At 50.4% G+C, this 22,954-nt stretch carries 22 protein-coding genes; 11 read left to right on the top strand and 11 right to left on the bottom strand.

All coding sequences use genetic code 11. The annotated features are described in order from the left end of the window. The first annotated feature begins 53 nt into the window (after window positions 1–53). The 3 genes from ACFOET_RS00355 to ACFOET_RS00345 all read left to right on the top strand — a co-directional run bounded on the left by ACFOET_RS00355 (window position 54) and on the right by ACFOET_RS00345 (window position 2,666). A complete protein-coding gene (locus ACFOET_RS00355; protein ID WP_379018380.1) occupies window positions 54–320 on the top strand; it encodes an ABC transporter permease in 267 nt (88 codons plus the stop codon). Window positions 321–383: 63 nt separating this feature from the next. Then, on the top strand, window positions 384–884 hold the full coding sequence (gene lspA / locus ACFOET_RS00350; protein ID WP_379018378.1) for a signal peptidase II: 501 nt from the start codon (window positions 384–386) through the stop codon (window positions 882–884). A gap of 24 nt (window positions 885–908) precedes the next feature. Further along, a complete protein-coding gene (locus ACFOET_RS00345) occupies window positions 909–2,666 on the top strand; it encodes an SWIM zinc finger family protein (protein ID WP_379018376.1) in 1,758 nt (585 codons plus the stop codon). A gap of 14 nt (window positions 2,667–2,680) precedes the next feature. Here the strand turns inward: ACFOET_RS00345 and ACFOET_RS00340 are convergent, their stop codons facing one another. The 3 genes from ACFOET_RS00340 to ACFOET_RS00330 form a co-directional block, all read right to left on the bottom strand. Further along, window positions 2,681–2,998 (bottom strand): HigA family addiction module antitoxin, encoded by a 318-nt coding sequence (locus ACFOET_RS00340; RefSeq protein WP_379018374.1) that lies wholly within the window; start codon window positions 2,996–2,998, stop codon window positions 2,681–2,683. Window positions 2,999–3,010: 12 nt separating this feature from the next. Continuing rightward, complete coding sequence (locus ACFOET_RS00335) at window positions 3,011–3,289, bottom strand: type II toxin-antitoxin system RelE/ParE family toxin (protein ID WP_379018372.1); 279 nt, start codon at window positions 3,287–3,289, stop codon at window positions 3,011–3,013. Between the two features lie 205 nt (window positions 3,290–3,494). Next, complete coding sequence (locus ACFOET_RS00330; RefSeq protein WP_379018370.1) at window positions 3,495–6,983, bottom strand: DEAD/DEAH box helicase; 3,489 nt, start codon at window positions 6,981–6,983, stop codon at window positions 3,495–3,497. A 97-nt stretch (window positions 6,984–7,080) separates the two neighbouring features. Here ACFOET_RS00330 and ACFOET_RS00325 point away from each other — a divergent pair, with 97 nt between their 5' ends. Beyond that, window positions 7,081–7,305 (top strand): hypothetical protein, encoded by a 225-nt coding sequence (locus ACFOET_RS00325; protein WP_379018368.1) that lies wholly within the window; start codon window positions 7,081–7,083, stop codon window positions 7,303–7,305. Window positions 7,306–7,693: 388 nt separating this feature from the next. Here ACFOET_RS00325 and ACFOET_RS00320 read toward each other — a convergent pair whose 3' ends face one another. Genes ACFOET_RS00320 through ACFOET_RS00300 form a run of 5 tightly spaced genes read right to left on the bottom strand, consistent with a single transcriptional unit; the run spans window position 7,694 to window position 11,937 of the window. Then, window positions 7,694–8,365 (bottom strand): hypothetical protein, encoded by a 672-nt coding sequence (locus ACFOET_RS00320; RefSeq protein ID WP_379018366.1) that lies wholly within the window; start codon window positions 8,363–8,365, stop codon window positions 7,694–7,696. Between the two features lie 18 nt (window positions 8,366–8,383). Continuing rightward, window positions 8,384–8,755 carry a hypothetical protein gene (locus ACFOET_RS00315; RefSeq protein ID WP_379018364.1) on the bottom strand — a complete coding sequence of 124 codons (372 nt, stop codon included), beginning with the start codon at window positions 8,753–8,755 and terminating at the stop codon, window positions 8,384–8,386. Further along, window positions 8,748–9,518 carry a hypothetical protein gene (locus ACFOET_RS00310; RefSeq protein WP_379018362.1) on the bottom strand — a complete coding sequence of 257 codons (771 nt, stop codon included), beginning with the start codon at window positions 9,516–9,518 and terminating at the stop codon, window positions 8,748–8,750. The genes ACFOET_RS00315 and ACFOET_RS00310 overlap by 8 nt, the downstream gene beginning before the upstream one ends. After that, the gene (locus ACFOET_RS00305) at window positions 9,515–10,225 is read right to left on the bottom strand and encodes a hypothetical protein (protein WP_379018360.1); all 711 of its coding nucleotides are present in this window, start codon (window positions 10,223–10,225) and stop codon (window positions 9,515–9,517) included. Before ACFOET_RS00305 ends, ACFOET_RS00310 begins: the two co-directional genes overlap by 4 nt. Then, window positions 10,222–11,937 (bottom strand): HEPN domain-containing protein, encoded by a 1,716-nt coding sequence (locus tag ACFOET_RS00300; RefSeq protein ID WP_379018358.1) that lies wholly within the window; start codon window positions 11,935–11,937, stop codon window positions 10,222–10,224. Before ACFOET_RS00300 ends, ACFOET_RS00305 begins: the two co-directional genes overlap by 4 nt. Window positions 11,938–12,025: 88 nt before the next feature. Between ACFOET_RS00300 and ACFOET_RS00295 the strand changes: the two genes are divergently transcribed. From ACFOET_RS00295 to ACFOET_RS00275, 5 genes are all read left to right on the top strand, one after another. Then, the gene (locus ACFOET_RS00295; protein ID WP_379018356.1) at window positions 12,026–12,250 is read left to right on the top strand and encodes a helix-turn-helix domain-containing protein; all 225 of its coding nucleotides are present in this window, start codon (window positions 12,026–12,028) and stop codon (window positions 12,248–12,250) included. Between the two features lie 174 nt (window positions 12,251–12,424). Beyond that, window positions 12,425–14,806, top strand: coding sequence for an ABC transporter permease (locus ACFOET_RS00290; protein ID WP_379018354.1), 2,382 nt, complete (start codon window positions 12,425–12,427; stop codon window positions 14,804–14,806). Between the two features lie 118 nt (window positions 14,807–14,924). Next, complete coding sequence (locus ACFOET_RS00285; protein ID WP_379018352.1) at window positions 14,925–15,539, top strand: hypothetical protein; 615 nt, start codon at window positions 14,925–14,927, stop codon at window positions 15,537–15,539. Between the two features lie 193 nt (window positions 15,540–15,732). Beyond that, a complete protein-coding gene (locus ACFOET_RS00280) occupies window positions 15,733–15,924 on the top strand; it encodes a hypothetical protein (protein WP_379018350.1) in 192 nt (63 codons plus the stop codon). Window positions 15,925–15,986: 62 nt separating this feature from the next. Continuing rightward, complete coding sequence (locus tag ACFOET_RS00275; protein ID WP_379018348.1) at window positions 15,987–17,369, top strand: hypothetical protein; 1,383 nt, start codon at window positions 15,987–15,989, stop codon at window positions 17,367–17,369. A gap of 236 nt (window positions 17,370–17,605) precedes the next feature. On the opposite strand, the gene ACFOET_RS00270 is transcribed toward ACFOET_RS00275, so the two are convergent. Together ACFOET_RS00270 and ACFOET_RS00265 are read right to left on the bottom strand one after the other, a co-directional pair. Further along, the gene (locus tag ACFOET_RS00270) at window positions 17,606–18,409 is read right to left on the bottom strand and encodes a hypothetical protein (protein WP_379018346.1); all 804 of its coding nucleotides are present in this window, start codon (window positions 18,407–18,409) and stop codon (window positions 17,606–17,608) included. Window positions 18,410–18,427: 18 nt separating this feature from the next. Continuing rightward, complete coding sequence (locus ACFOET_RS00265; RefSeq protein ID WP_379018344.1) at window positions 18,428–19,756, bottom strand: OmpA family protein; 1,329 nt, start codon at window positions 19,754–19,756, stop codon at window positions 18,428–18,430. A gap of 219 nt (window positions 19,757–19,975) precedes the next feature. Between ACFOET_RS00265 and ACFOET_RS00260 the strand changes: the two genes are divergently transcribed. Next, the gene (locus ACFOET_RS00260; RefSeq protein ID WP_379018342.1) at window positions 19,976–21,298 is read left to right on the top strand and encodes a hypothetical protein; all 1,323 of its coding nucleotides are present in this window, start codon (window positions 19,976–19,978) and stop codon (window positions 21,296–21,298) included. A 23-nt stretch (window positions 21,299–21,321) separates the two neighbouring features. After that, entirely contained in the window at window positions 21,322–22,083 is a 762-nt protein-coding gene (locus ACFOET_RS00255; RefSeq protein WP_379018340.1) for a carboxypeptidase-like regulatory domain-containing protein, read from the top strand. Between the two features lie 96 nt (window positions 22,084–22,179). On the opposite strand, the gene ACFOET_RS00250 is transcribed toward ACFOET_RS00255, so the two are convergent. Further along, complete coding sequence (locus ACFOET_RS00250; protein WP_379018338.1) at window positions 22,180–22,896, bottom strand: LytR/AlgR family response regulator transcription factor; 717 nt, start codon at window positions 22,894–22,896, stop codon at window positions 22,180–22,182. Between the last annotated feature and the right edge of the window lie 58 nt (window positions 22,897–22,954).

Here is a 22,954-nt window from a genome sequence, read left to right as displayed (position 1 = left end):
GTTTCACGAGCGGAAAGACAGGATGTATTACCTGAAAACATTTTCGTCGCAAGGTGCTGGGGGCGTCCGTGACCGGTATTGTCCGCTTATTTTCACTGGACTATGTAAAGCTGGTGGCGATAGCGCTGGTGATCGCTTCACCCATTGCCTGGTGGGCGATGAGCGACTGCCTGGCCGGTTTCGCCTACCGTATCGATATCGCGTGGTGGCTGTTTGCGCTGGCCGGCTTGTCAGCGGTCGTGATTGCGCCGCTTACCGTAAGATGGCAGGTGATACGGGCGGCCGTGGCCAATCCGGTGGACTCGTTGAGGAACGAATAAATCATTATCTTTGAGGTCGCTGCGTTGTATACAAGCACTGCAGCACCAATAAAAGATGAAGAAATGAGCAACCATAGATGGGTACGGCTTGTGGTCGGTGTGCTGCTGATCGCTGCCAATGTAAGCTGCGACCAGATTACCAAGGCTATCGTGAGAAAGGATATAAACCCCTACGAACAGATAACGGTCATCGACAACCACATCACGCTCACCAAGGTAGAGAACACCGGTGCGTTTCTGAGCTTGGGGCAATCTTGGTGGCCTCCGCTAAAAACGGCTCTGCTTATTGTTTTGCCTATTTTTGCGCTTGCGTTTGCTTGTTACGCCATGGTCGAGCGTTCGCGCGGTCCTTGGTTTGCTGTGGGGCTCGGGTTCGCTATTGGTGGAGGGATTGGCAATATGATTGACCGGATTATCCGCGGTTCGGTGACAGATTTCCTCCACCTAAAGGCCGGGATGTTTCAAACCGGTATTTTTAACATGGCCGATGTGTCCATCATGGTGGGCATAGGAATCGTTCTGGTCGATACCTTGGCTGTCAGGCGCCAACGGCTATTTTACTAACTTGCCGCTCCAAACAAGGGAACCATGCTGACGTTAGCAAATTTTGAGGAAAAGGCCCCCAAGGGCGCATTGGACGCTGGAAAGCTGATCTTCCAGCAGGATGATTTCGATGAATTGGTGGAATATGAGGATAATGTGTGGCTCGCATTGGTCCGAGATAAGGAAGTCTATCAGGTGGACGTCATATTGAGCGGTGACGCCATTACCATCCATGAATGCCAATGCCCCGGCGGAAACAAATTATGCAGGCATAAGGTTGCTGTATGGCTAGAGCTCCGCAAACAAAAAGGTATCGTCGCCCAGGAAAACACCCTAAAACCCGCAGTACCCAAAAAGCGCCGAAACCTCAAAAAGTTGGTGCAGGATGTCAGCCTGGAAGAGTTCCGCCAGTTTGTGCTGGACTATGCCGCCCGCCACAAAGGATTCAAAGCGGATTTCGAACTGTATTTCGCAGGCCGCGAAGGCAGCGTGGATGCAGGCCAGCACTACGCGGATGCAGCAAAAAAAATAGTCCAGAAATACACCCGGCAGGGGTTCATCAACTACCGGGCTTCCGGCAGATTGGCCAAGGAACTGAGCAAGCTCGCCTCGGACGGGAAGCAGTTGCTGGAAAGAGGGAATATGCGCGATGCCTACGCATTGGTATCAGGAACCCTGCCAGTAGCAATGGATGCCGTCACCAAAAGCGATGATTCAAGCGGTTATCTCGGCACGGCCATTCACCTGCTGCTGGATTTGCTGGAAAGCCTGTCGGCATCGCCCTCGGCGCCCATCGACCTCAAACAGGAGCTTTTCCGCCTGGTGGATCAGGAACTGCGCAACCCCATTTACCACGAATACGGCGATTTCTATCCCAGGGCATTCAGGGTGTTCAAACAACTGGCCTTGATGTTTGGCGAGCATGACGCTTTCCTGGAGCATGTGGACGAACAATTGCCGCTGGCTGCGGGTTACATAACGGATTACCGGACGTCCTTTCTGCTTACCGCTAAAATCGATTACCTCGCTGAAACCGGACGGTCGGACGAGGCTGCAGGGTTGATTGACGGGCACCTGAATCTACCTGCCGTACGGATGAGAAAGCTTGAAAGGGTATTGGCGACGAACGATTTCAAGCAAGCCAAAACCTTGATAGCCGAAGGCATCGCGTTGGCTGAGGCTGCACGGCATCCCGGCGTGACGTCTACCTGGGAAACGCAGCTGCTCCGGGTAGCCCAACTGGAAAACGATCTGCCCACCATCCGGCAGCAGGCCAAGAAACTCGCGCTGGACGGCCGCGGGCTATCGCCCGAGCACTACCGCGCGTGGAAGGCAACTTACTCTCCCGATGAGTGGACGGCGGTTATCAACGAACACATCGAAGCGGTGACCCGGAAAGCTACCGAACAGTGGATGGCCATGCCCGCACACTACCGCACCGAAGCCCCGTTGCTGCTCATCCCGCTGGGCCGTATCTTTATCGAGGAGGGCTACTGGGACCGCCTCCTGCATGCCGTGCAGCAGGAAAACCGGCTGGATACCACCACCAAATACCATGAAGCTTTGCTGCCGCGGTATCCGGATGAGTTAGTGGAGCTTTACCTGCGCCAACTGGATCGGTTCGCCGACCAGGCCAGTAACCGCCGTCAATACCAGCAGCTAGTAGGCATTATGCTGAAGGTGGTTGAAGACATTCCCACGGGAAAGCCCCGCATAGCCGAATTGGCACAGGCCTTGTATCGCCATTACAGTTTCCGAAGGGCTTTGCAGGACGAGCTGGTGAAATTTCTGCAAGCCATCTAGGTAGAAATCTAACCTTATAAAGCCGCGACGGCGCTTTTCCAGAACACGCGGATATGCCCTGTATCTACTTTCATCCGAGCTTGAAACAGGTCGTAATTCTCCTGTGCCCGTAACCAGAATTCAGGAGTAGAACCTAAACCTGCGGCCAGCTTTATGGCCATTTCCGGAGTCACCCCCTGCTTCCCGTTAATGATAGCAGACAGGGTTTTCCGGGTGGTTCCCAATCCCTTTGCTACTTCCTCCAAAGGCAGTCGTTCGCCCGTTTCTTCACGTATGCCCTCGATCGTTTCCCGTATCAACTCGCCCGGGTGGGCAGGGTTATGCATAGCCATATTATCCTCCAATTAGTGGTAATCCGTGTAATCTAAATCTACTGCATTTTCGCCTTCAAACCGGAATATGATTCTGAAATTTTTATCCACTTTGACCGACCAAAATTCTTTCAGTTCTCCTTTAAGCCGATGTAGGCCATATCCGGGAACATTCATTTCCTCCACTGAGGTTGCGGCATCCAAACGCGTCAATATCAGTTTGATTTTACCAATGTGCTGCGCTTGAAGCTTGGAAGTATCACCTTTTTCATAAAATTGCTTCAGTCCTTTATGTTGGAAACTTCCAATCATGATGCAAATATAACGTGTAACGTGTCAGGTTCCAAACGAAACCGAATACAATGTGCGACGAATGGTTGCCGATTCGGTCCGGGATTTAGGTATATGCGATTTAAAAATCCTGTTGCGTTTATAGCCCCAAAGTGCGCCGCTTACTTAGAAGCGGGGATACAAAAAGACTTCAAACACATGAGAATTAAAGCTTGGTCACAATTTATCAATCAAATAATTTCAGTAAATCTTCCTTGTTCAGCGCTTTCAGCATATTGCCGTCCGTTTGAATCAGCGAACCGGCCAATTCCCGCTTGCCGGCCTGCATATCGAGGATTTTTTCCTCGATGCTGTCTTTGCAGATCATCCGATAGGCCATCACATGCTTATCCTGCCCAATGCGGTAACACCGGTCGATGGCCTGCGCTTCCGCAGCCGGATTCCACCACGGATCGAGGATATACACATAATCCGCGGCGGTGAGGTTCAGGCCCGTCCCTCCGGCCTTAAGGCTCAGCAGGAATAGCCGGCATTGCTCGTTCTCCTGAAATTCCGCCACCTGATTTTGGCGTTCATCCCCTGTCGTTTTTCCATCGAGGTAAGCGAATCCGATGTCCGCAGACACTAACCGGTCTTTCAACAAAGCCAGCATTGCGGTGAACGCCGAGAAAACCAGTATTTTGTGTTGGCCTTGCAGTTCGCCGATCTGGTCCATCAGTTCATCCAGCTTTGCGGATGCGTTCGGATGGCCGCCATCTTTCAGCAACGCCGGTGAGTTGCAGATCTGCCGTAATTTCATCAACCCTTCTATGGCCAGAAATTTTGACCGCCCGGTATTGCTCCCTTGCAGGCTGTCGGTAAGCTTACTCTTGAAAAGCTTCCGGTATTCATCGTAAAGCCGGCGCTGTTCCGGCAGCATGTCGCAGTATAGGAGCATCTCGGATTTATCCGGCAATTCGGTGGCCACCTGTTTTTTGGTACGGCGGAGGATAAAGGGGCTGATCACCCGTTGCAATTCCGTTTTGGTTTCTGCTGTTGCCGTTCCATCTGCGATACCCGGATAGGTCCTTTTGAAGTCCGCGAAGGTGCCGAAGAACCCGGGGTTAACGAACGACAGTTGCGCATACAGATCGCCGATACCATTTTCGATTGGCGTACCGGTCATGGCTATCCGGTAGTGTGCGTTCAGTTGTCCGGCTGCCTCGAAACGCTTTGAGTTCCGGTTTTTCACAGCCTGGGATTCGTCAAGCACGAGGTAGCTAAACTCCAAAGCGGCGAACAACTCCACATCGGCCGTCAGTGTGCCATAGGTTGTCAGCACTACCAGCCCTTCCGCATACTGCAGGGTTTGGTGACGTTCGGCACCATGGTGGATATATATTTTGCGGTGCGGAGCAAATCTACCCAGTTCGGCCTGCCAATTGAACAACAAGGTATTGGGGACGACCACGAGACTGGCTGGCGCATCGGGCTGTTGCTGATAGTGGTATTCCAATATGCTGATAACCTGCAGCGTTTTACCCAGTCCCATATCGTCAGCCAGGATACCGCCCCACCCAAATTCTCGCAGAAAAGCCAGCCAGCTCAGTCCGGCTTCTTGGTAATGGCGGAGCGTTGCTTGCACCGGATCGGGCTTCTTTATGGGCTGCATGGAGTCCAGGTCCATCAATTTCTGCCGTTTGGTTTGAATCGCCGCTTTGATGGACGCATCGGCGATATGGTTGGTATAATTAGCCAGTGTATTGAAATGGCTGGTGGGAATACGAAGCTGCTGTCCGTTGGTTTTTCCGAATGCCAGCAAGGGCAGAAGCCGCTTTTTATCCGCATTGCTGACAAATCCAAGGCTGCCGTCTTGCAGCTTGAACCAATTTTTCGACCGCCGCACCCTTTCACCCAGCTCCTCCAGCGAAATCGGGGTCGACCCCATTTTAGCCATGACATTCGCTTGGTAGTACGCCTTTCGCTCATCCGTAATGGCTAATTGCCAGTCTAACATGCGGGGGAAATAATTACTCCCTTCTTCGACGCCGGTAAGATCGAGCATAACTCCGCCGTTACGCAAGGTGGTCACGCTATCCGGCAACCAGGTTGATTTCTCGATGGCTTCCACCGGCAGCGAAAGGTAATCCTTCTGCCGTTGCTCACGAAATAACGGATGAAGCCCCTGTAGCATTGTCCTGAATTTACGCTCCCGGTCTTTATCCCGCAGAAGCACATAAAGGTTGTCCGCCCGTTGGCGCATCAGCAGATTTGCTTCCTGCATGGGGTTCACGGTAAACCCAACGGGATAGTACGTGGTTGGATGGAAAAGCAACTGACCGTCACGCTCCTCGATTTTCAGCCGGTGACTACCCTTTCCCAGTTTACGCTGTGAGAAAACACTGTTTTGTGGCAAGGCTTGCAGGTGCATCGGATAGCGGCTGCTGATGGGCAGGACAATCTCGTCGAAAAACGCCGGAAAATCCTGCGACAAAGCCGTGATGGCATAACCACTTTTCCGAAATCTGTGGATCATCGCTTCATCCTGCGCATCGGCTACGAAGTGTACCGTCCCGTCATCTTCCGCCGCGATAAAGCAGGAAAAGGATTGCCCATGGAATTTCGGGTCGGGAACATGTTTGCCGTTGACCATCAATTTCAGCGTTAGCTGGAACGATGAAAGGCGATCTTTGAGCTCAAACGTCAATTGTATCGTTGCTGCGCCTAATTTTTTAAAATGCCGCGAACCGGAAGACGGTTTGGTTGACTCGCGGGAGGACTGGTAGCCGTCGAAGAAAAGTACCTGAATACGCTCATGCAGCGTTGGGATAAACTCCGCCCAGTAATCAAACAATTGTTGCCGTCTTTGCAGTTTATCTTCGTCCGCCGGAGCCGGTGATTCAGTCAACACCTGCATCCTTCGGCAGGCGGCTTCCACGGCCTGTTCATGGATCGTGAGGCTCTCCGGCTCACCCTCGCCTGTTAAGAGATAACTGCGCTCAAAAGACGCATACGGATTGGTTTTAGCGGTTTTCGTTCCGGTTTTGGTCAGGTAAGGAATCAATACCGGATCCCGGAAATAATAAGACCCCGTGGGTATACCGAACACCAGCTTGGCCTCCCTTACTTTCGGAACGAACGGCTCCATCAGTTGGACGGGGTCGCTGAATGATTCCTTCGTGTAATCATCGTTATTTAGGTAACGGTAGATGCGACCGTACTCCGGATGGATTTTAAATGGCGCTTTGCCGTTATTATGATAATAGCTTGCCAGATTAAAGTTGAACAGCCGCTGCTGTTCAGGCGGCAAGGCGACGACGTCGGGCAAATAAAACCGCTCGAAGTATTGCTGATTGGACCTGACCTTGTACATCAGTACCGAGCATGCATGCTTGCACAATTGATCGACGGGTCTGTTGCAGGAGCAGGTTATTTCGAGGCCCTCGGGGAGAATTTTCACCGAAAGCTCTTTCTCGCGCATATTCTCCCCGTACAGTTCGACAATAAGGTTATTGCCTATCAGCGCTTTATTGGATCCCCAAAAGGGGTGGTTGTCGAGATTCGCCGTACCGGTGTAGCATGAACGCACATAGGCTTCGCTGAGTGTAAAGAGCTCACCGCCTTCCCAGGGTATCTGAAAGGGTTCCGAAGCGCGGCGCTTTTTGATTTCTTGTTTGTTTTCTGCTGGCTGGTCGATGGGTATACCTTCATTTGGTAGTGGTGTGGTTGAATTCATTGTATGGTGGTTTTATCAAAGGGGTTAAGGAATCTAATCTCTACGGGCAAATCCTATCTTTATTTGGAGATAAGGTGGCTTTTAGCTAAGTTTGTATATGATAGTACGCGAAGTAGTTACACCAACCAAACGGCAACTCACTGTCACTGTACCGGACGCGATGATAGGGAAGCCGCTGGAGGTTACCATAAGGGAAAAATCTGCTAAAGACAGCCGTTCCAAAAAGAAAACCATTGCGGAGTTGAAAGCTGAACTGGAGGGTCTTACCGTAAATATGGAAGGTTATCGCTTTGACCGCGACGAAGCCAATGACTATGACTAAAATCGCCTTGGATTCCAATGTAGTCTTATATGCATTGGATGAACAAGAAAGCGGCCGAAAGCAAACTGCCTTAATTTTATTCCAAAACTCACCGTACTTTTCTTCCCAAACCCTTAACGAGGTGCTGAATGTTTGTAGGAAACGCTGGAAGTTCAGTAAGGAAAAATTAATTCGTGTAGCTGATTTCTGATTGGAAAACGGGCGAATTGTACCTGTTGATGCAACACATTAAATCCGCCCATGCCTTGATAACGCGATACCATTTCCAATATTTCGATGCCCTCATTGTTGCATCCGCATTAGCCGCTGGGTGCGAAACACTGTACACTGAAGATATGCAGCATACATTGCTGGTTAATAAGAAACTACACATATTGAACCCCTTTCTTTAATTGTCATCGTCCTCTACTTCATTCCCTTCCCTGCTTGCCGACCGGATATGAATCAAATGTGCCGCCTCTATAACCTTCGTGAGGTATTTATGCAGGTTATACACGTAACTGCTGCCCCTGCTGTCATCTGCGTTTGTAAAATCAATGGCGACGATATACCACCAGTATAACGCATCACGGTATTGGGGCAGGTTTTGATGATTGAAGAAATCACAGATGACGCCATGCGGATATTTCTTTTCGTCGGCATCCAGATGGAACGGGTAATATTCATCACGTTCGAATTTCTTCGGATTGTGATTATTATTAAAATAACCATGCGCGGTGTTGATTTCGTCGGGAAGAAGTGTGTCGCTATTGTTGCACATTTGGCGGTAAAGTTTTTGATCTGGCATGTAGGTGCTGTCCATCAACCGCCGAATAAGTGACAGACCTTCCACCAGATACTCAATGAATTCATAACGGACGAACAATTCTACGAGCTCATCTCGGCTCAATTGAAAACCGGATTTTAGGGCGGCTTGCAGCCATTTATCAAGCTGGTTGCGCCATTCCGGCAGGTTTTCCCAATCGAAAAACTGGTGAATGGCAAGGTAAGGGTTGCCGATTTCCCGCGTGTGCAACCGGCGTGGGAAGTAGTCGTACGGGGTGTGGTTGGCAAAGGGCATAATGTTTCGACTTTAACGTTATTTATCGTTTGATTGGTCCTTTTCCCCCATCACCTCCTTAATCCGGTCTTCCAAAACGGCTTGGTGCCATTCATCGACCATCTTCTGTGCGGTTTCTTCTGCATTTTTGGGATTGGCCAGTATGGTCTTTATCAGCCGTTCTGCGAATTCGCCATATTTGGTCATAATGGCTTCCGACTCCACCTGCGCGATGACGCATTCGAGGACAAAGGTATTCGCCCAACGTGTGGGGGAATAGGGATTGCACATGAAGTCGGCAATGGACACGTTATCGATGAAATCCTGGACGATTTTTTTCGGGGTTAAATTAAAGATGTCACACACCTGTTGGAACTCGTGTGTAATGGTGATTTCTTTCAAATTAGTCATAGTCAAAAGTGGGTTTATTGATTCGTTGATAATTTTCTTCAAGCCGTTCACGGTAGGCGTCAATGCGGTCTTCAAGGTTACGATAGAAGAAGTAACGTGTCCGAAACTCCTGTGTGTCCCATAGAAAAAATTCTTTGAACGGTACTGAGCTCAGATAAGTACTATCCTGTATATTGCCGTAACCGTCCAACACGCGGATGAAAAAAGACATGGCGGGGTTGTGCTCTTCTTGCTTTAAATGGTATCGCGCAAAGAATTCCGCATACGAAACCCGTTTCATCATGGCGTTCAGCAATTCCGTTGGTGTCCGATGGTAGATAAGAGACATTAAAAGGAACTCGCTACTTAAGTTGATTTTCGTTTCCTCGTCGTAGTAAATCACACGTTTGACGTCGAGTCCCTTCGCGTAAATCTCCAGCATTTTACCGGCAAGGACTTTTACTTTATTCCTACGCGCCGAAAAGCTATAATTCCGATTCATGGTTGTTTTGAGCACTTGCTGGAATAGTTTTAGGAAGCGTTCCTGTTGATCAGTTGACAAATGCTTGGCGGGCTTAACTTCCTTTTCTACAAGTGAACGATCTGCCTCCAAAAATGCTTTCGTTGCCATGTCATATTCCGAAGTGTCGTGCATGTGGATATGGGCGTAGCTAAAGTGATTGATGATCAATTGCAAGAAATCAGGCACCGCAATCCCGACCAATTCGCAGGAGACTTTGAAGTCCCTTGGCACATCGATAAATGCTGTTTCAATCTTTGTCATACGTTATCGAACTTTTGGTGAACGAAATCAACCGCATCCGCTAAATCCACCCCGGGATGCAATACGTATCTGTAACTATAACTTCGGCGTTTGGTACGTTTCAGTGGAGCTTTTCCCTTTCGGTCTACAAGTTTTTCCAGTTCGTTTTTGAAGTAGATGGGGTCTATCTGATTTTCTGCCATGTAGTCTAAGTGCCGATAGAGTTGCTGTGCCTCAATTGGTTTGTCAAAAAAACCTTCCAACAGCATGGTATGCAGTGCTTGCTGTGACTGCCTACGATAACGTTGCACAGAATTCTTATATCGGTACTTACCTACTTCCGGATCTTCTTCACTTACTTGAAATAAGGTTATACTCTCGAACTCGCTCTTGTAACATTCCATCCGGTAGAAAATAGTCTCACCCGCCTTCCAGATATGCATTTCATGTCGCAATTCCTTTTCTCCGTGATGTTGAGGTTGGATAAAGGATGCGTGATGGAAAACTTTGCGCAACTGCTGATACAACTCTATACCTAAGTCGAATCTCTTGAACCGCTCCAGATTTGCCACAAAGTCATCATCCTGACCAAGAAGAAAGGATAGTTCCAGGGCGGAGTAGCCCCACGCCATCCGATTGAGCATAATGCAGTAGATAAAACTCGAATAGGTAAGCGAACATTCCGCTGAAAACACGCTTACCTTGTTTTCCTCGAACAGCACACTCATACAGAAACCTCCTGTTCCGGGTCTTTAGCTTTTTCCACTTTGCTTTCCATCTCAGCCCGGACATCTGCACAAAGATTTTCGAAAAAGCTAAATATTTCCTTCGCCTTATCCCGATAGAAAGATTGCGATACTTTTGACAAACCGATTTCCACATTTTTCCACCAGATCATTTCAGGCCATAATACGAGGTGCAAACGCACCTTATCGGTTTTACTCGTCGGATAAATGAAATCCAGCAGCCTTCTGTCCGTTATGCCGCTCCAGTCGATCAGTTCGGCCAAGCTGGCCGTTTTTGGCACATACCCCACCGCACAGCGCAGATAGGTATTAACGCCGATCTCTAACAGATTTCGCAACAACAGTAGTCCGGTATCAATTTTCAATACGGAAGCGTTTTGGATAACCCCAATCAGGTTGCCCATACATGCTTTCGCATTTTCCCATAGCTCAACTACAGCCTTCCGCTCTGTCATCCAATCCGGCTCAGCCAGCGTAAACGCAGGGGAGAAGGTTGACTTCTTGCGCAACACCTGGCCTCTTGTCCAGAGCGTGTAGACGAAGCGATTTCCTTCAGCCAGTTTCTTTCTTACCTGATCTACACTCAGGTACACGACCATCGCGCTTACCTCTCCTACCTCCATGCATTTAAAATGAAACGGCCCTTTGTTTTTCATCAGTACGACCAGGTAAAGCTCAGTTTTCGAACCTTCCCGTTCTTCCGCCTGTTCTTGCTGGAACGGGCTCACTCCCGAAAAACCGCCTGTGTGATAATTCAGCATCATCACCTGCTCAGGCCGGTGCGTTTGATGGATACGATCCAGCAACGCGTTGACATCCTTTTTGTATTGCTCCGGCCATGGAAAGCCGGAAAAGTCCTCACAGGTAAGCTGGGTCGAGGCGGTTGGCGCGGCTGAAGCTCCCGTTGCCTGCTGTGTAGGATTGGTATCAGGCTGCTTTTCGGCTTCCTTAGGCAATTGCTCCCGGTAGGCATGGATGCGTTCCGTCATGGTAGCAACCATTTCATCCATCGTGAATTTCGCCTGTTCGCATTTATCCAACAAAATATTAAATTCATCAAGGGAAATATCGACCGATTCCTGCTTCTTGGCTTTCACATAGCTTTGGTCCAACAGCCGGAGTAGATCGACCGAGTGACTGTCGTCGTACGGAAAAAGGGTTGTAAGCTGTGGTACAAAGCTGCGCACGGACTTCATCAGGTGTTCAATGTTGTGCGATTTTCCTCCATTCATCCCGATGGTCGCCATTAAGCCTTTCAGCCGAAGCTCCAGAAATTGATGCAGCATAAAGGTAGCTTGCCCATATTCACCCTTGATCAAGTAGTTGTCCACGCCCTTACGGAATTCGTCGGAATTCTTGCGGCATTTCGCGTAGTTGAGTGCCGAAAGCTCCAACAAACTGCTTATCACCTTACGTGAAAACAATGGGCTTTTCTTCTTCGGGTCTGCATAGAGTTCGTGCTGTGGCAGGGAAGCATATGTATAATAGAGGCTTCCATGTTTTAACTGATTTTGCCATTCTCCGGTAATGATCATATCAAAGGGAATGGCCTCGGTGTCCGAAAAGCAAAGGGAGACAATGGGTGCCAGGGCCTTCGGCGCAAGCCCCTTCACCGGATTGACGACCAACAGCAGGTGTTGTTGCTCACTATCCAGCGTGGGGTAAGAAAAGAGAAAGATACGGTCTAGGTCCATCCGGGCGGTTAACCGATCGACGAGTTGTAAAATTTGTACAAAATTTCTATACATATAGTAATTTTACCTTAACTAATGATTAGTATATATGACCAAACTGGGTGGAATTTTAGCCAAACGGTCGGTGAATAAGTCGATGGTGGCCAGACGGACAGGATTGAGCAAAGCCCGGATAAATGAACTCACGCTTAACCCATCAACCAAACTACGTGCGGATGAGCTTTACTTAATTGCCAAAGCCATTGATATGGACCCGTGCGAGCTGCTCACACTTTTATATGGCCACCTGACTTTAGTGCCGCAGGTGGATTAAGAAGATGAATCGGTTAAATTGCCCGCTTCCGAACAAAAAATGTTCGATATCGGACACTTTTGATAGCAAACATTCGATTATTTTATTGATTATAAATACGTTGTTTTCTTGGCGCAATAACTGCGGTTGAAAATTCGAGCAGCACATGATTCACAGGCCACCGAACACTAAAAGATGATCAAACAACACCTCAAAACAGCTTGGCGCAACATCATCAAGAACAAGCTGTATGCCCTGCTGAATATTTTTGGATTGGGTTTGGGAATAGCCTGCTGCCTGTTCCTTTTCCTTTACATCACCTTCCATCTCAGTTTCGACAACTACCATCCGCAAGCGGAAACAACCTACCGGCTGGTCAATGAACTGCACTTCGAAACCACAGAATATAGCAAAGGGGCTTCCTACGCCATGTACACGGCATTGAAAAGCGAAATGCCCGAGGTGGATAAGGCTGCTTTCCTGTTGAGCAACCAGGCATTCACCATCCGTATCGGGGAGCAGCTATACCATACCGGTCAGCGGGCTGCGTTGACGTCTTCCGAATGGTTTAAGCTGTTTGACTTCCCTTGGCTAAAAGGGAATCCAAAAGAACTGGATGAGGCCAATACGCTTGCCCTGACACGCAAGGCTGCCAGACAGTATTTTGGTGATACCGACCCCATTGGGCAGGTTGTCCTTGTAGAAAGCAAGCATCCCTTCAAAGTGGTGGGCATCGTCGACGACAGCTGTACCAACACCAGTCTCGGTGCAGAACTGTACCTGTCTTTCACATCCATCAAAACGCTCCAACCGGGCTTGTTTGATGATTTCTTTACTGCTTGGGGATATATCAATTCTTCCAACACTGTATTTGTCTCACTCCACGATACCAGCCAAAAGGATGCCGTCGAACGCCGGTTGAATCGCATGACCGTGCAACATTTCGGAGAGGAAACTGCCCGAATATTTAATTTTAAACTACTGCCCTTAACGGATACGCATTTCGACACGCGATACGGCGGCACGGTGCAACGGCCGCTGCTATTGGTGCTGGCCATCATCGGTGGCTGTATCATGGTGGTTGCGGGCATCAATTATGTAAACCTTTCTATTGCGCACCAAGCCCGCCGGGCTACTGAGATCGGCACCCGCAAGATCCTAGGAGGATCGCGGCGGCAATTGTTTGCCCAGTTTATGACCGAATCCACGTTTGTGACACTGACGGCCTTATGCATAGCCCTTATATTGATTTATTTGATGCTTCCGCTGGCCAACCAGTACCTCTTGTTCAGCGAACCCATCCAAGTACTGTCATGGTACCGGTTCTCGGCATTCTCAATTGGGTTTTGGATCGTCGTAAGCGTTGCCGCTGGCGCATATCCCGCATACCTGCTGGGCAGGCTGAATGTATTTGATGCCTTGAAAAACAGACTTCCGATAAGAAACCGCACCGGCAGACAAGCGTTGGTGGTCCTGCAGAATGTGGTGGCACAGGTCATATTGATGGCCACCATCGTCATCGTGCTGCAGGTGCGCTTTCTGCGCCATACGGATGTGGGCTTCGACCGCGAATCGGTGGTAACGATACCGTTGCCCAAAACGGCCGGTGACGGGCGAGATGCCATTGGCCAGTATCTTGACAGCAATCCCCGCGTGGCGGCGTTCAGTTTCTGTTTCCAACCACCGGCAAGCCGGTCGCGGTACGGGGGAACGGTACGGTTTGACGAAAGGGAAGCGTGGGAAACATGGCCCGCGCGCTATGTGTATGTGGATTCGGCATACGTCCACACATTTGGCATCCAGTTGGTGGCCGGACGCAATATCCGCCAGGATGCCGCAATGCCTGAATACCTCATCAGTGAACTGATGGTATCGAAACTCGGATTTGATAATGCTGATGATGTATTGGGCAAGCCATTGCTTGCCGGGGGGATGAACGATGAAATGAAAGGGGTGGTTGTAGGCGTGATGCGCGATTTCAACACGCAATCCCTGCTGACGCCTATCGAGCCAACCTTGGCGGGTTTTAAAGCGGATATGCAGACCATGCTGGCCGTCAAACTGGCTACAAAAGACGTCACAGGCATTGTAGCTGATTTGCAAGGGCAATGGAAAACCCACTTCCCCGATGCGGTATTCGAATACCATTTCCTCGATGAACAAATTGAGGCCCTGTATGAAAAAGAAATCTTGCAGCAACGGCTTATCTGGATTACCGCCGCGGTTGCCGTCATCATCTGTGTGCTCGGATTGCTGGGCATGGTATCGTTGATGACGCAATTGCGCATCAAGGAAATCGGTATCCGCAAGGTGCTGGGCGCATCGATGGTCGGCATCGTGCGGTTGCTTTCCACAGATTTCGTCAAGCTTGTACTGATCGCCGTAGTGGTGGCCTTACCCGTCGCCTGGTGGATCATGAGCAAATGGCTTGAAGACTTCCCTTACCGCATCGATATCCAGTGGTGGATGTTTGCTTCGGCAGGCGCTGTAGCGGTGGCTATTGCGTTAGCAACGGTAAGCTGGCAGGCTGTGCGGGCCGCGCTGGCCAATCCGGTAAAAAGTTTGAGGGATGAGTGACGAATTTCCCGACCGGTATTCCCGTCGGAGGTGCTGAGGATAAGTGACGATCCTGAAAATTCGTTCTCATCCCTGTAGCAAATGCGCGTTTAGCCGCGTCTAATAGCCAAAAACCAGTATGAGCAAGACGTATACCTTTTTATGTTTATTCAGCGTTGCCCTTTTCGGGGCATGTGAAAAGGGAGATATCGAATACGAAAGCAGCTTTGAACATAGTTATCAAACCTGGCTGAAATTCAAAGCAGCCAACGGCAATACCTACCGATACGAAGTATCGGGCGCCACCTGGGCGGGATCATCCTGGCTGACTACCCTGACCGTCAAAGAAGGAAGGGTGGTGCAACGGGATTTCCGGTATGAGGTGTTCAACGACGTCCGCATGCCGGATGACGGATGGGCGTCGATTCCGATAGCGGAACTTTTGCACGGACTTGGGTTTAATGCCGAAGATTTCCTGGAACAGGAAGGCAAGCCGTTTCATGAGGCCTTGCAATGGACAGAAACGGAAGCCGAGCTGGGACTCCACGAGAAAACACCAGCCAGCCGCTTGCAGACCCTGGATGAGGTATACGAAACGGCCCGCTCGGTATGGCTGAAAAAGCGCGGTGATGCAGAAACTTATTTCGAAGCGAAAAACGATGGCATGATTTCTTCTGCCGGCTTCGTGCCAAACGGCTGCATGGATGACTGTTTTTCGGGCATCCATATCCGTTCAATAGCCACGATTGACTAAATTGAATGTGTGCAATCCTTGCTGTCTTCTACCGTAGCGGAAGACCTAAGGGGCAGCTTTTGCATTAGTGGCTCGACCACTGATACGACCGTTCATCCGCGTCATAGACGGTTTGTCGACTCCTGCAACGCATTGTCGAAAGGCGCCGACTCGGAACATCCATCCGCCTAAATTTGCCGAAAATCAGACAATCATGATCGAAGAAGCAATAGATGCACCGAGCCCCTTTATCGAAATGTTCGGGAGGCTTGCAGAAGCAAACGCCGTCCACCACCAGAATCTTGTAAGTCACTGCGGGGCACCTTCCCGCCTGATTGAACTGGCGGGTTTTGATGAAATAGAAAGCCCAGAGGCACATTTGGTTTCCCTAATTGTTTTAGACTGATGTCAACGCACGATACGAGATGCAAGTGTTTAAAACAGTTGGCAGCAGTCATAGTAGCGTATATGTTCGTTTATATAAGCGATGGATACGGCGCACCGCAGGATACCATTGACCGATACCCGTTGTACATTGACCTCCCCCTACTGGACCTGCCTTTCCAACGGGATGCCGCACGGGCTGGCGAACTGTTTGACAGTTACTCCATGCAACAGGCGCTTGCCGTAACCCAGAACCTACACCGTGTAAACTACCACTTTAACAACAAACTCTGGCATAGCGCCATCCGCCCTGACAGCAGACGCAAGCGGGTGTACAACCGCATTGCTGCCAACGTCACTTCGGGGCTGGTAGACTATGTGTTCACTTATTATGGGGTGGTATTTTCAGCTCAATGGCTGCATGAGGAATTTCATCGAACAGGATTGACTATTCGCGGCATTCCTTCCTATGATGAAACGTATAACCGCTTCAACGGTGGGATAGCCAACGGTTCAGTGAGCCGCGTGAAGGATGAAGATCTCATCCGGCTGAAAAAGGATGCGCCCCGGGAATTGGTGCGCAGCTTCGCCGCCGGGATCGAAAGTGAGTTTTTACTATTGCGGGGGTTACAAAAGGATAATTTCTTCAGTGGTGCTGAGCATGCCAACATCGCATTGAACATCCTGCTTACGAAACACGCCGTCGACTATGTGAACCAATTCAAACGAGGCGACTACAACGCGAGCATCGACAGCATGAACGCGCATGGGCTGGCGGTGGCCGACCGCGACTTTGTGGGATGGGACTTTACACCGTGGGTGTATGACCTGCACCGCCCGGATGAACCGTATGAAGCACGGGGCACACACCCGAGCGGGGTAGGAGTAGACCGGGCTATCAAGACCTCTTCGCTTACTGATGAAGAGTACCGGTATCTCGAAAAGATGGGTAGAATGCAGTACCTCAACTTCCTCTCGCCCTTTATGATCGGCATTAGCCGTATCCGATTAAATGACCAGACCGCATTCAACGTTGCAGTAAGGCATTACCTCAATTCGTTTGGCTACGACCTGACGGCTGATTTTTTTATCGGCCATCGGGATAAACAATACCTCTTCAGCCTTCATGGATACCGCAATAAACATCGCTTACTACCCGGCGTTGAAATGGAACGGAGCCCTTATGTATTTGACATAGGGGGTAAAGACCGAATATTGCTGCAACCGGCGGCGATGCTGTGGCTGCAGCCCAAGGATTTCTATGACCGAGGAGCCAGACCGGGCGGATTGCTCCGTCTACACGGTGCTTATGCGCTTGATAAGACATGGAACATCATCGCGGTGGCAGAAGGAAAGACCGGGGGGTGGGTAGCCGGAAACCCCTATCTCGATTCGAGATTTGGATTCCGATTCGGTGTGTCCGCTTCATTTCATCATGCAAACAAATCAGAATTCAGTTTAAGATGACATTTGTTCTTCCGTCGGAGGTCGTTTCATCGCCAGAAAGAGCAATGTAAGCGGAGCGCAGCCAACCGGTCGAGTGTTCTATCGGCACCTCTTCATAAAAAGCGGCGTAGCGAGCATTCGGCCACCCCGATTTGACGGCGTCAAATGCCTCTGGATGGAGACTGTGCGGTTGTGTAAAATGTAACGATATTTAATTTTCGTTCTTCTTTTATCATCAAAAGGAGCTGATCGTATCGTCATTTATAGGGTGTTAATGCGGATACAAGTTCTCGGTAATCCTTGCGCGTCAGCCCCGGCCCATCGGTAATTTCCCATAGCGCACCCTGAATCAGCGTATAGATAATCTGCCACTCGGGAGTTTCATAATCTTCGTCGAAGAGTTCCTGCGGATTGTAATGCTGGGTAAGCCTTAGCTTGGGGTAGTTTTTCAGCAAATCCAGCAGCTTGCGGATGTTCGGGTCTGTGGTGACCATACCGGGTTCGTACATATCCTTACCGATGGGATAGTCCTGCGTGTCCCACTGCTGATTTTCTTCCCACGGGAAGGCCATGGAATAGTTGAGACACCCCAAGCCGAGGTACACGGTGGTGGTGTCTGCGGGCGTGCTTACGTCTACATAGGTGGGGGGCACTTGGATACGCACGGTTGTCGTGAGGATGCCGTTCTGGGTGCGTCCTTCGTTTTTGAACAGGCAAACGAGCCCTCCCGGTATTTCAACGGTCACCGTTACGTTCAAGCGGTTAATAAAATTTACGTCTGCATAAAATGTGTTCAGGCTCCCGTGCAGCAGTCCAAGGTCCGGATTGAACGGCTTGTCCGGCCGGGCTACTACCTCGATGCCTTCGGGCAGCTGCCAGGGCGTCCCTGCGGGAATGCCTTCCGTATCGCCGAATCCCGGCTGGTCTTTTGATGAAGGGATGACGATATCCCAATCGTTTCCCTCTTCAAGTGGATCAGGCAAGCCCGGCCCCGCTCCTTTGCCGCACCCAGCCAACAGCAACAGCGCCAAGAGGTAACGTGGCATCCTAGTCCTTTTCATTAACGTATTCATACTAGTTTACAATTTGATAAATTCAACCCTTCTGTTTTGTGCCTGGCCCGCCGCGGTTTGGTTGTCAGCCACCGGCTCCAGCTCTCCTTTGCCACTGGTCTCCAGCCTGGCACCGGCTATTTGGTACTGGGCCTGCAGCGCTTCTTTCACCGCGGCAGCTCTCCGCTCACTGAGCGCTTGATTGGCGGCGTCATCACCCACGGCATCGGTGTGGCCCACAATGCGAACACGGATATCGGGATGCTGCGTAAGCACCGCAGCGATGGTTTTGAGCACCCCGGCAGATTCGGGCTTGATGGTGGCCGAACCGGTGTCAAACAAAATGCCTGTGGTGCTGAACCTGCCTTCTTCTACCAGCTTGTGCCGGGTATCTGGCAACCCCTTGGCTATTTTGATGTTGCCGACGTATACGCCTATCTGCTCGTCTTCATAGGGGCTGCTCCCCAGCTGGAAAAACAATTGGTTGAGCTGACCGTCTTTCGGAATGCCCTTGGGTACATCGTATAACTTCTCGCCATCCACCCAGAGGCGCAGCCGCTCCTTTTGCACCTGGATGGCGACATGCGAAGATTTACCATACCACGTGCGGGCTACCTTGTTCTTGTTAGGCGGGCTGTAAAAGTGGCGGGTATACTTCTCATAACTCTCCAGCATCAGGTTGGCGGCATCCGACAACGGCGATATTTCCAGGTAAAATGACTTGTCGCCCTTCGGGTCGGACAGCAGCTTGTTGGCGGTTGTCGACTCGGCCCCGGAAGCCAACAGGCCAAATTTGATTGATGGCGGCAGCCAGCCCTTGAAATCAATTTGCAGCACCATGTCAAACTCCACCGTAAAATCAGGCCCGAATGCCTGCTCGTTGTCCGTCAATACCACGGTGCGCTGCGCCATGCGCAGCCACTGCCCCGGCAGTCCATCCAGCGAGACCACGACCGAGCTGCCGTTGCTGTTCCATCCGGTAGGCAATTCGCCGATGGCCTCCCCGCTGAAGTCGTTGGCATACAGTACCGAATCGCCAGGCACAAAATCATACCTGCTGAAGGCGTGGATGGCAGGCTGCTTGTTGGCCGCCGTATCCGGCCCGGGCGCAGCGGATACGCTGTCTATGCCAGGGGTATCTCCATCCGGCTTAGTTTTTGCCGATTCGATGGCTTTATCCATCCCTTTCGATACCGCCTTGTCGGTCTCGTTCAATACTTTCTGGGTGGCGGTCTGCTCCGCTCGGTTCTTTATTTTGTTCAGAATAGACTGGGCTTGTATAGGAAGGGGCATGGCGCCGAATACGATTCCCATAGCCGCGGCAATCGCCGCTGTTGTTCGTTGTAAACACTTCATAACACAAATCATTAATGGGCACAAAGTTACCTCCGCTGCCTTATCGCCTTTGTCCGTTTCGATGAACCGCAATATAGCGGCATGAACGTACTATAGCTTCGACGAAAGTCATGGAATTTTCCGTCGCTGTTTAAAGCGGTTCATCGACATTATCGGCGGTTCGTCGAAAGCCGTGTTTCATAAACATAAAAAGCGGCGATACTTGTGTCAAAAATGATCATGAAACGCCATAACATATGCTTGCTTACTCTGATGGGGTTCTTTTCGCTCACACTGACGTCGTCTTGCAATAAGGATACGTCTGCACCGTTAGATGAAGAAACGCCGGCCGTTTTTGGTGAGCCGGTGGCCAAGCCAAAAGGCCAACCCACTGCTAATGCCGTTTCAGCGGTTATCGGCACCGCCGGTGGGATTCTCCGATTTAGCGAAGCGGTAAAAGTGGAGGTTCTCCCCGGGGCGGTAGCACAGCCGACAACCTTTGCCATCCAGCCCATTGCTAACACGCTGGACGATGGTTCGACCGCACAGGCATTCAGACTGACGCCAGAAGGTGTTCAATTCAAAAAACCCATCAAGGTGTCATTTCTATATAACCCTGATAACGAACAAAACACCAGAACTCGAATGGTTGCCTTCCAACGGAACGACGGCGTATGGTGCGGCGTACCGACCGTGCTCGATGAACAGCAACACACGTTGACCGTGGAAACAAACCATTTCAGCGACTGGGTATGGTTTGACCAACTATCGCTACGCCGGGAGAAGGCGACCGCAGCAGCCGGAGAAACGGTAAACCTCAAGCTGATGGAACAGGTGCTTGGTGCGCTCATGCCGTCAAGGTCTATTGACAGCGTGCCGCTGGCTGCAATGGACGACATCGGCTTATCAAAAGACGTCACAGTAAGCGGCTGGAAGATCCTGTCCGGCCCTGGTAAACTGGAACCGAAAGTCAATACTCACCTTTTGCACGGTGACGCCATTTACACAGCGCCGACGATGGTCAATGAAGCGACTGATGTAGAAATCCAAGTGGAGGTTGAAAGCAAGAACGGCTACATCAGCGACCCTGCCTCACCCAATGGGCGACGCAAATTCGGAAAAATGATCCTCTTTACAACCATCCGTTTGGTACCCGAAAACTTCGTGCAGCTCAAGCTGAATGGCACGGATCAAGGGTTGCCCCAGACCGGCGATGCCCGCATCGTAAACGGAAGCCTGTATATCCGGGCGAATAACGAGCGGATAAACTTGACCCTCCAATGCAACGGCACCGAACCGGGCACCTATATCGGTGGGTTTGGAACTAACCGGTCGTTCCTTTCGTTGGCCAGGTCGCAAGGGCAAACTCGCCGGTTCTTTAACAATTTCTATCGCTCTTGTGAAACCGAAGAGGAAGTCTTCAACGGCACGGCGGTCATCAGCACGGCGGGGGACTATATTGAAGGGACTTTCACAGGTAGCCTATTTCCCATTGATGTTCAAAACTGTGATCTCCCCGAAGCGACGGCCGTGGAGCTTAAGTTTAAGATTAAACGCAATTGATCATCCATTCAAAAAAAGCCGATATGAAACAAATAAGGACGCATATCAGATGGATTTTTTTTATGCTGGTATTGGGCCTGATCATTCAGTCGCTTACCAACTGCTCAAAGGCCAAAGGTGGGGCCGAAGGCGATGGCAACGGCTCGCCGCAGGCCGGCTACCTAAGCGGGACGGCAAAGGACCAGGCCGGCAATCCGCTGGAAGGCGTACGCATCCTCGTGGACAACAGTATTTTCTTTAACTCCAATCTCTCGACATATACTGATGCTGAGGGCAGGTATAAAATTAAGTTGCCGAGTGGCTCGTGGTATGCCTTTGCTACACATAATGTTAGCTATCAGGGCAACAGTTTTTCGTTGTATCTCCACCCGGAGAATTCTGCCGGATTCGGCGGGGAGGGCGGGGTCCGGAACTTTGTATGGAAGCTATCCGGTACCATGCCACAACCGTTATCCGGCATTTACGGCGGGTTGGTGACCATTGACAACTTTCCCGGAGTCTACATTGACGAAACCGCAATTGATTTCGTCTTCACGCCAGTAGGCACGCTCATTGACGGCAGTGCGGGCGACGTAATACGCCGGCGAGCAGATGATGCTTATCACATCAAGGATATTCCTTTAGGCCGCTATAAACTGAGTGCGACCTATCAAAATAAACCTGTTGAATTCAGGCGATGGAATTCGGACGATGAATTTGCAGCTGAATACGATCTACAATTTAAGCCCCGGATTGCGGAGCATTGTGACAACTGCATGAAACTGGAATATTATTGGGAGCGGTAATCGGGGTATCGGTGTCTTTGCGTAGGCTTATACCGACCAGCACATGGCCTTTCTCATTGAGCTTGTTCTCCTGCTTGCAACCACCACATGTTGCCCTTACAAGATTAATGACTTGATATGATTTAGGTAACGCTTGCCAACGTTGATTTCCTGTCCGTTTTTCATAACCAAATACAACTTGCCGATATCCCGGTAGCAGGCATCGACACGTTCTACATTGACTATAAATGACCGATGCACCCGGATGAATAATGTAGGGTCTAATCTCCGTTCGATATTCCCGATACCCGAGGAACTCAGGAACTCCCCCTGTTCCGTATACACTACGGTGTAGTCGCCTGCAGCCTTGAGGTACCGGATGTCGTTTACCGCAATACATTGCAAGCGGACGCCATCTCCAACAAAGAGGTTTTTACGATAGGATTGAGCCGCAAAGGCGTTGTCCGGCAAACTATCCGCTGTGGGCCGACCAGTCACTCGCTGCAACGCAGCGTCCAGCCGCGCACCACCATACGGCTTCAGCAAGTAATCCAAAGCTTGATGATCAAACGCCTGTAAAGCGTGTAACTCGCTCTGAGCAGTGTAAATAATCTTAGGCAGGTGATCGGCTTGCTGAATCAAAGAAAACGCCTTACCGCCTCCCAACTGCACGTCCAGAAAAAGAACATCTGGCTCCAGTGCATTGACGTAGCGGATGGTTTCATGCTGATTGCCACATTCGCCAACCACACGGAATCCTGGACGACTACCAATATGTTGTCGGATTTGCAGGCGAAACATCGGTTCCGGGTCCGCAATTAAGATTGTATTCATGTCAACGCAAAAGTAAAGGACCGGTTACACCCTGTTCATCGAAGTTATGCCGGAAAAA

Source organism: Parapedobacter deserti (assembly GCF_042646065.1).
Lineage (GTDB): Bacteria > Bacteroidota > Bacteroidia > Sphingobacteriales > Sphingobacteriaceae > Parapedobacter > Parapedobacter deserti.
Note: the sequence above shows the minus strand (reverse complement) of the source record. Positions and strands in the feature narration are given on the sequence as shown.

What these genes read in the sequence shown, in the direction of transcription:
- ACFOET_RS00325 (WP_379018368.1), top strand. Translation starts at nt 7,081, where the DNA reads ATGATAGTACGCGAAGTAGTTACACCAACCAAACGGCAACTCACTGTC.
- ACFOET_RS00275 (WP_379018348.1), top strand. Translation starts at nt 15,987, where the DNA reads ATGTTCGTTTATATAAGCGATGGATACGGCGCACCGCAGGATACCATT.
- ACFOET_RS00280 (WP_379018350.1), top strand. Translation starts at nt 15,733, where the DNA reads ATGATCGAAGAAGCAATAGATGCACCGAGCCCCTTTATCGAAATGTTC.
- lspA (WP_379018378.1), top strand. Translation starts at nt 384, where the DNA reads ATGAGCAACCATAGATGGGTACGGCTTGTGGTCGGTGTGCTGCTGATC.
- ACFOET_RS00290 (WP_379018354.1), top strand. Translation starts at nt 12,425, where the DNA reads ATGATCAAACAACACCTCAAAACAGCTTGGCGCAACATCATCAAGAAC.
- ACFOET_RS00300 (WP_379018358.1), bottom strand. Translation starts at nt 11,937, where the DNA reads ATGGACCTAGACCGTATCTTTCTCTTTTCTTACCCCACGCTGGATAGT.
- ACFOET_RS00255 (WP_379018340.1), top strand. Translation starts at nt 21,322, where the DNA reads ATGAAACAAATAAGGACGCATATCAGATGGATTTTTTTTATGCTGGTA.
- ACFOET_RS00335 (WP_379018372.1), bottom strand. Translation starts at nt 3,289, where the DNA reads ATGATTGGAAGTTTCCAACATAAAGGACTGAAGCAATTTTATGAAAAA.
- ACFOET_RS00305 (WP_379018360.1), bottom strand. Translation starts at nt 10,225, where the DNA reads ATGAGTGTGCTGTTCGAGGAAAACAAGGTAAGCGTGTTTTCAGCGGAA.
- ACFOET_RS00250 (WP_379018338.1), bottom strand. Translation starts at nt 22,896, where the DNA reads ATGAATACAATCTTAATTGCGGACCCGGAACCGATGTTTCGCCTGCAA.
- ACFOET_RS00340 (WP_379018374.1), bottom strand. Translation starts at nt 2,998, where the DNA reads ATGGCTATGCATAACCCTGCCCACCCGGGCGAGTTGATACGGGAAACG.
- ACFOET_RS00265 (WP_379018344.1), bottom strand. Translation starts at nt 19,756, where the DNA reads ATGAAGTGTTTACAACGAACAACAGCGGCGATTGCCGCGGCTATGGGA.
- ACFOET_RS00315 (WP_379018364.1), bottom strand. Translation starts at nt 8,755, where the DNA reads ATGACTAATTTGAAAGAAATCACCATTACACACGAGTTCCAACAGGTG.
- ACFOET_RS00310 (WP_379018362.1), bottom strand. Translation starts at nt 9,518, where the DNA reads ATGACAAAGATTGAAACAGCATTTATCGATGTGCCAAGGGACTTCAAA.
- ACFOET_RS00320 (WP_379018366.1), bottom strand. Translation starts at nt 8,365, where the DNA reads ATGCCCTTTGCCAACCACACCCCGTACGACTACTTCCCACGCCGGTTG.
- ACFOET_RS00260 (WP_379018342.1), top strand. Translation starts at nt 19,976, where the DNA reads ATGAAACGCCATAACATATGCTTGCTTACTCTGATGGGGTTCTTTTCG.
- ACFOET_RS00285 (WP_379018352.1), top strand. Translation starts at nt 14,925, where the DNA reads ATGAGCAAGACGTATACCTTTTTATGTTTATTCAGCGTTGCCCTTTTC.
- ACFOET_RS00270 (WP_379018346.1), bottom strand. Translation starts at nt 18,409, where the DNA reads ATGAAAAGGACTAGGATGCCACGTTACCTCTTGGCGCTGTTGCTGTTG.
- ACFOET_RS00345 (WP_379018376.1), top strand. Translation starts at nt 909, where the DNA reads ATGCTGACGTTAGCAAATTTTGAGGAAAAGGCCCCCAAGGGCGCATTG.
- ACFOET_RS00330 (WP_379018370.1), bottom strand. Translation starts at nt 6,983, where the DNA reads ATGAATTCAACCACACCACTACCAAATGAAGGTATACCCATCGACCAG.
- ACFOET_RS00295 (WP_379018356.1), top strand. Translation starts at nt 12,026, where the DNA reads ATGACCAAACTGGGTGGAATTTTAGCCAAACGGTCGGTGAATAAGTCG.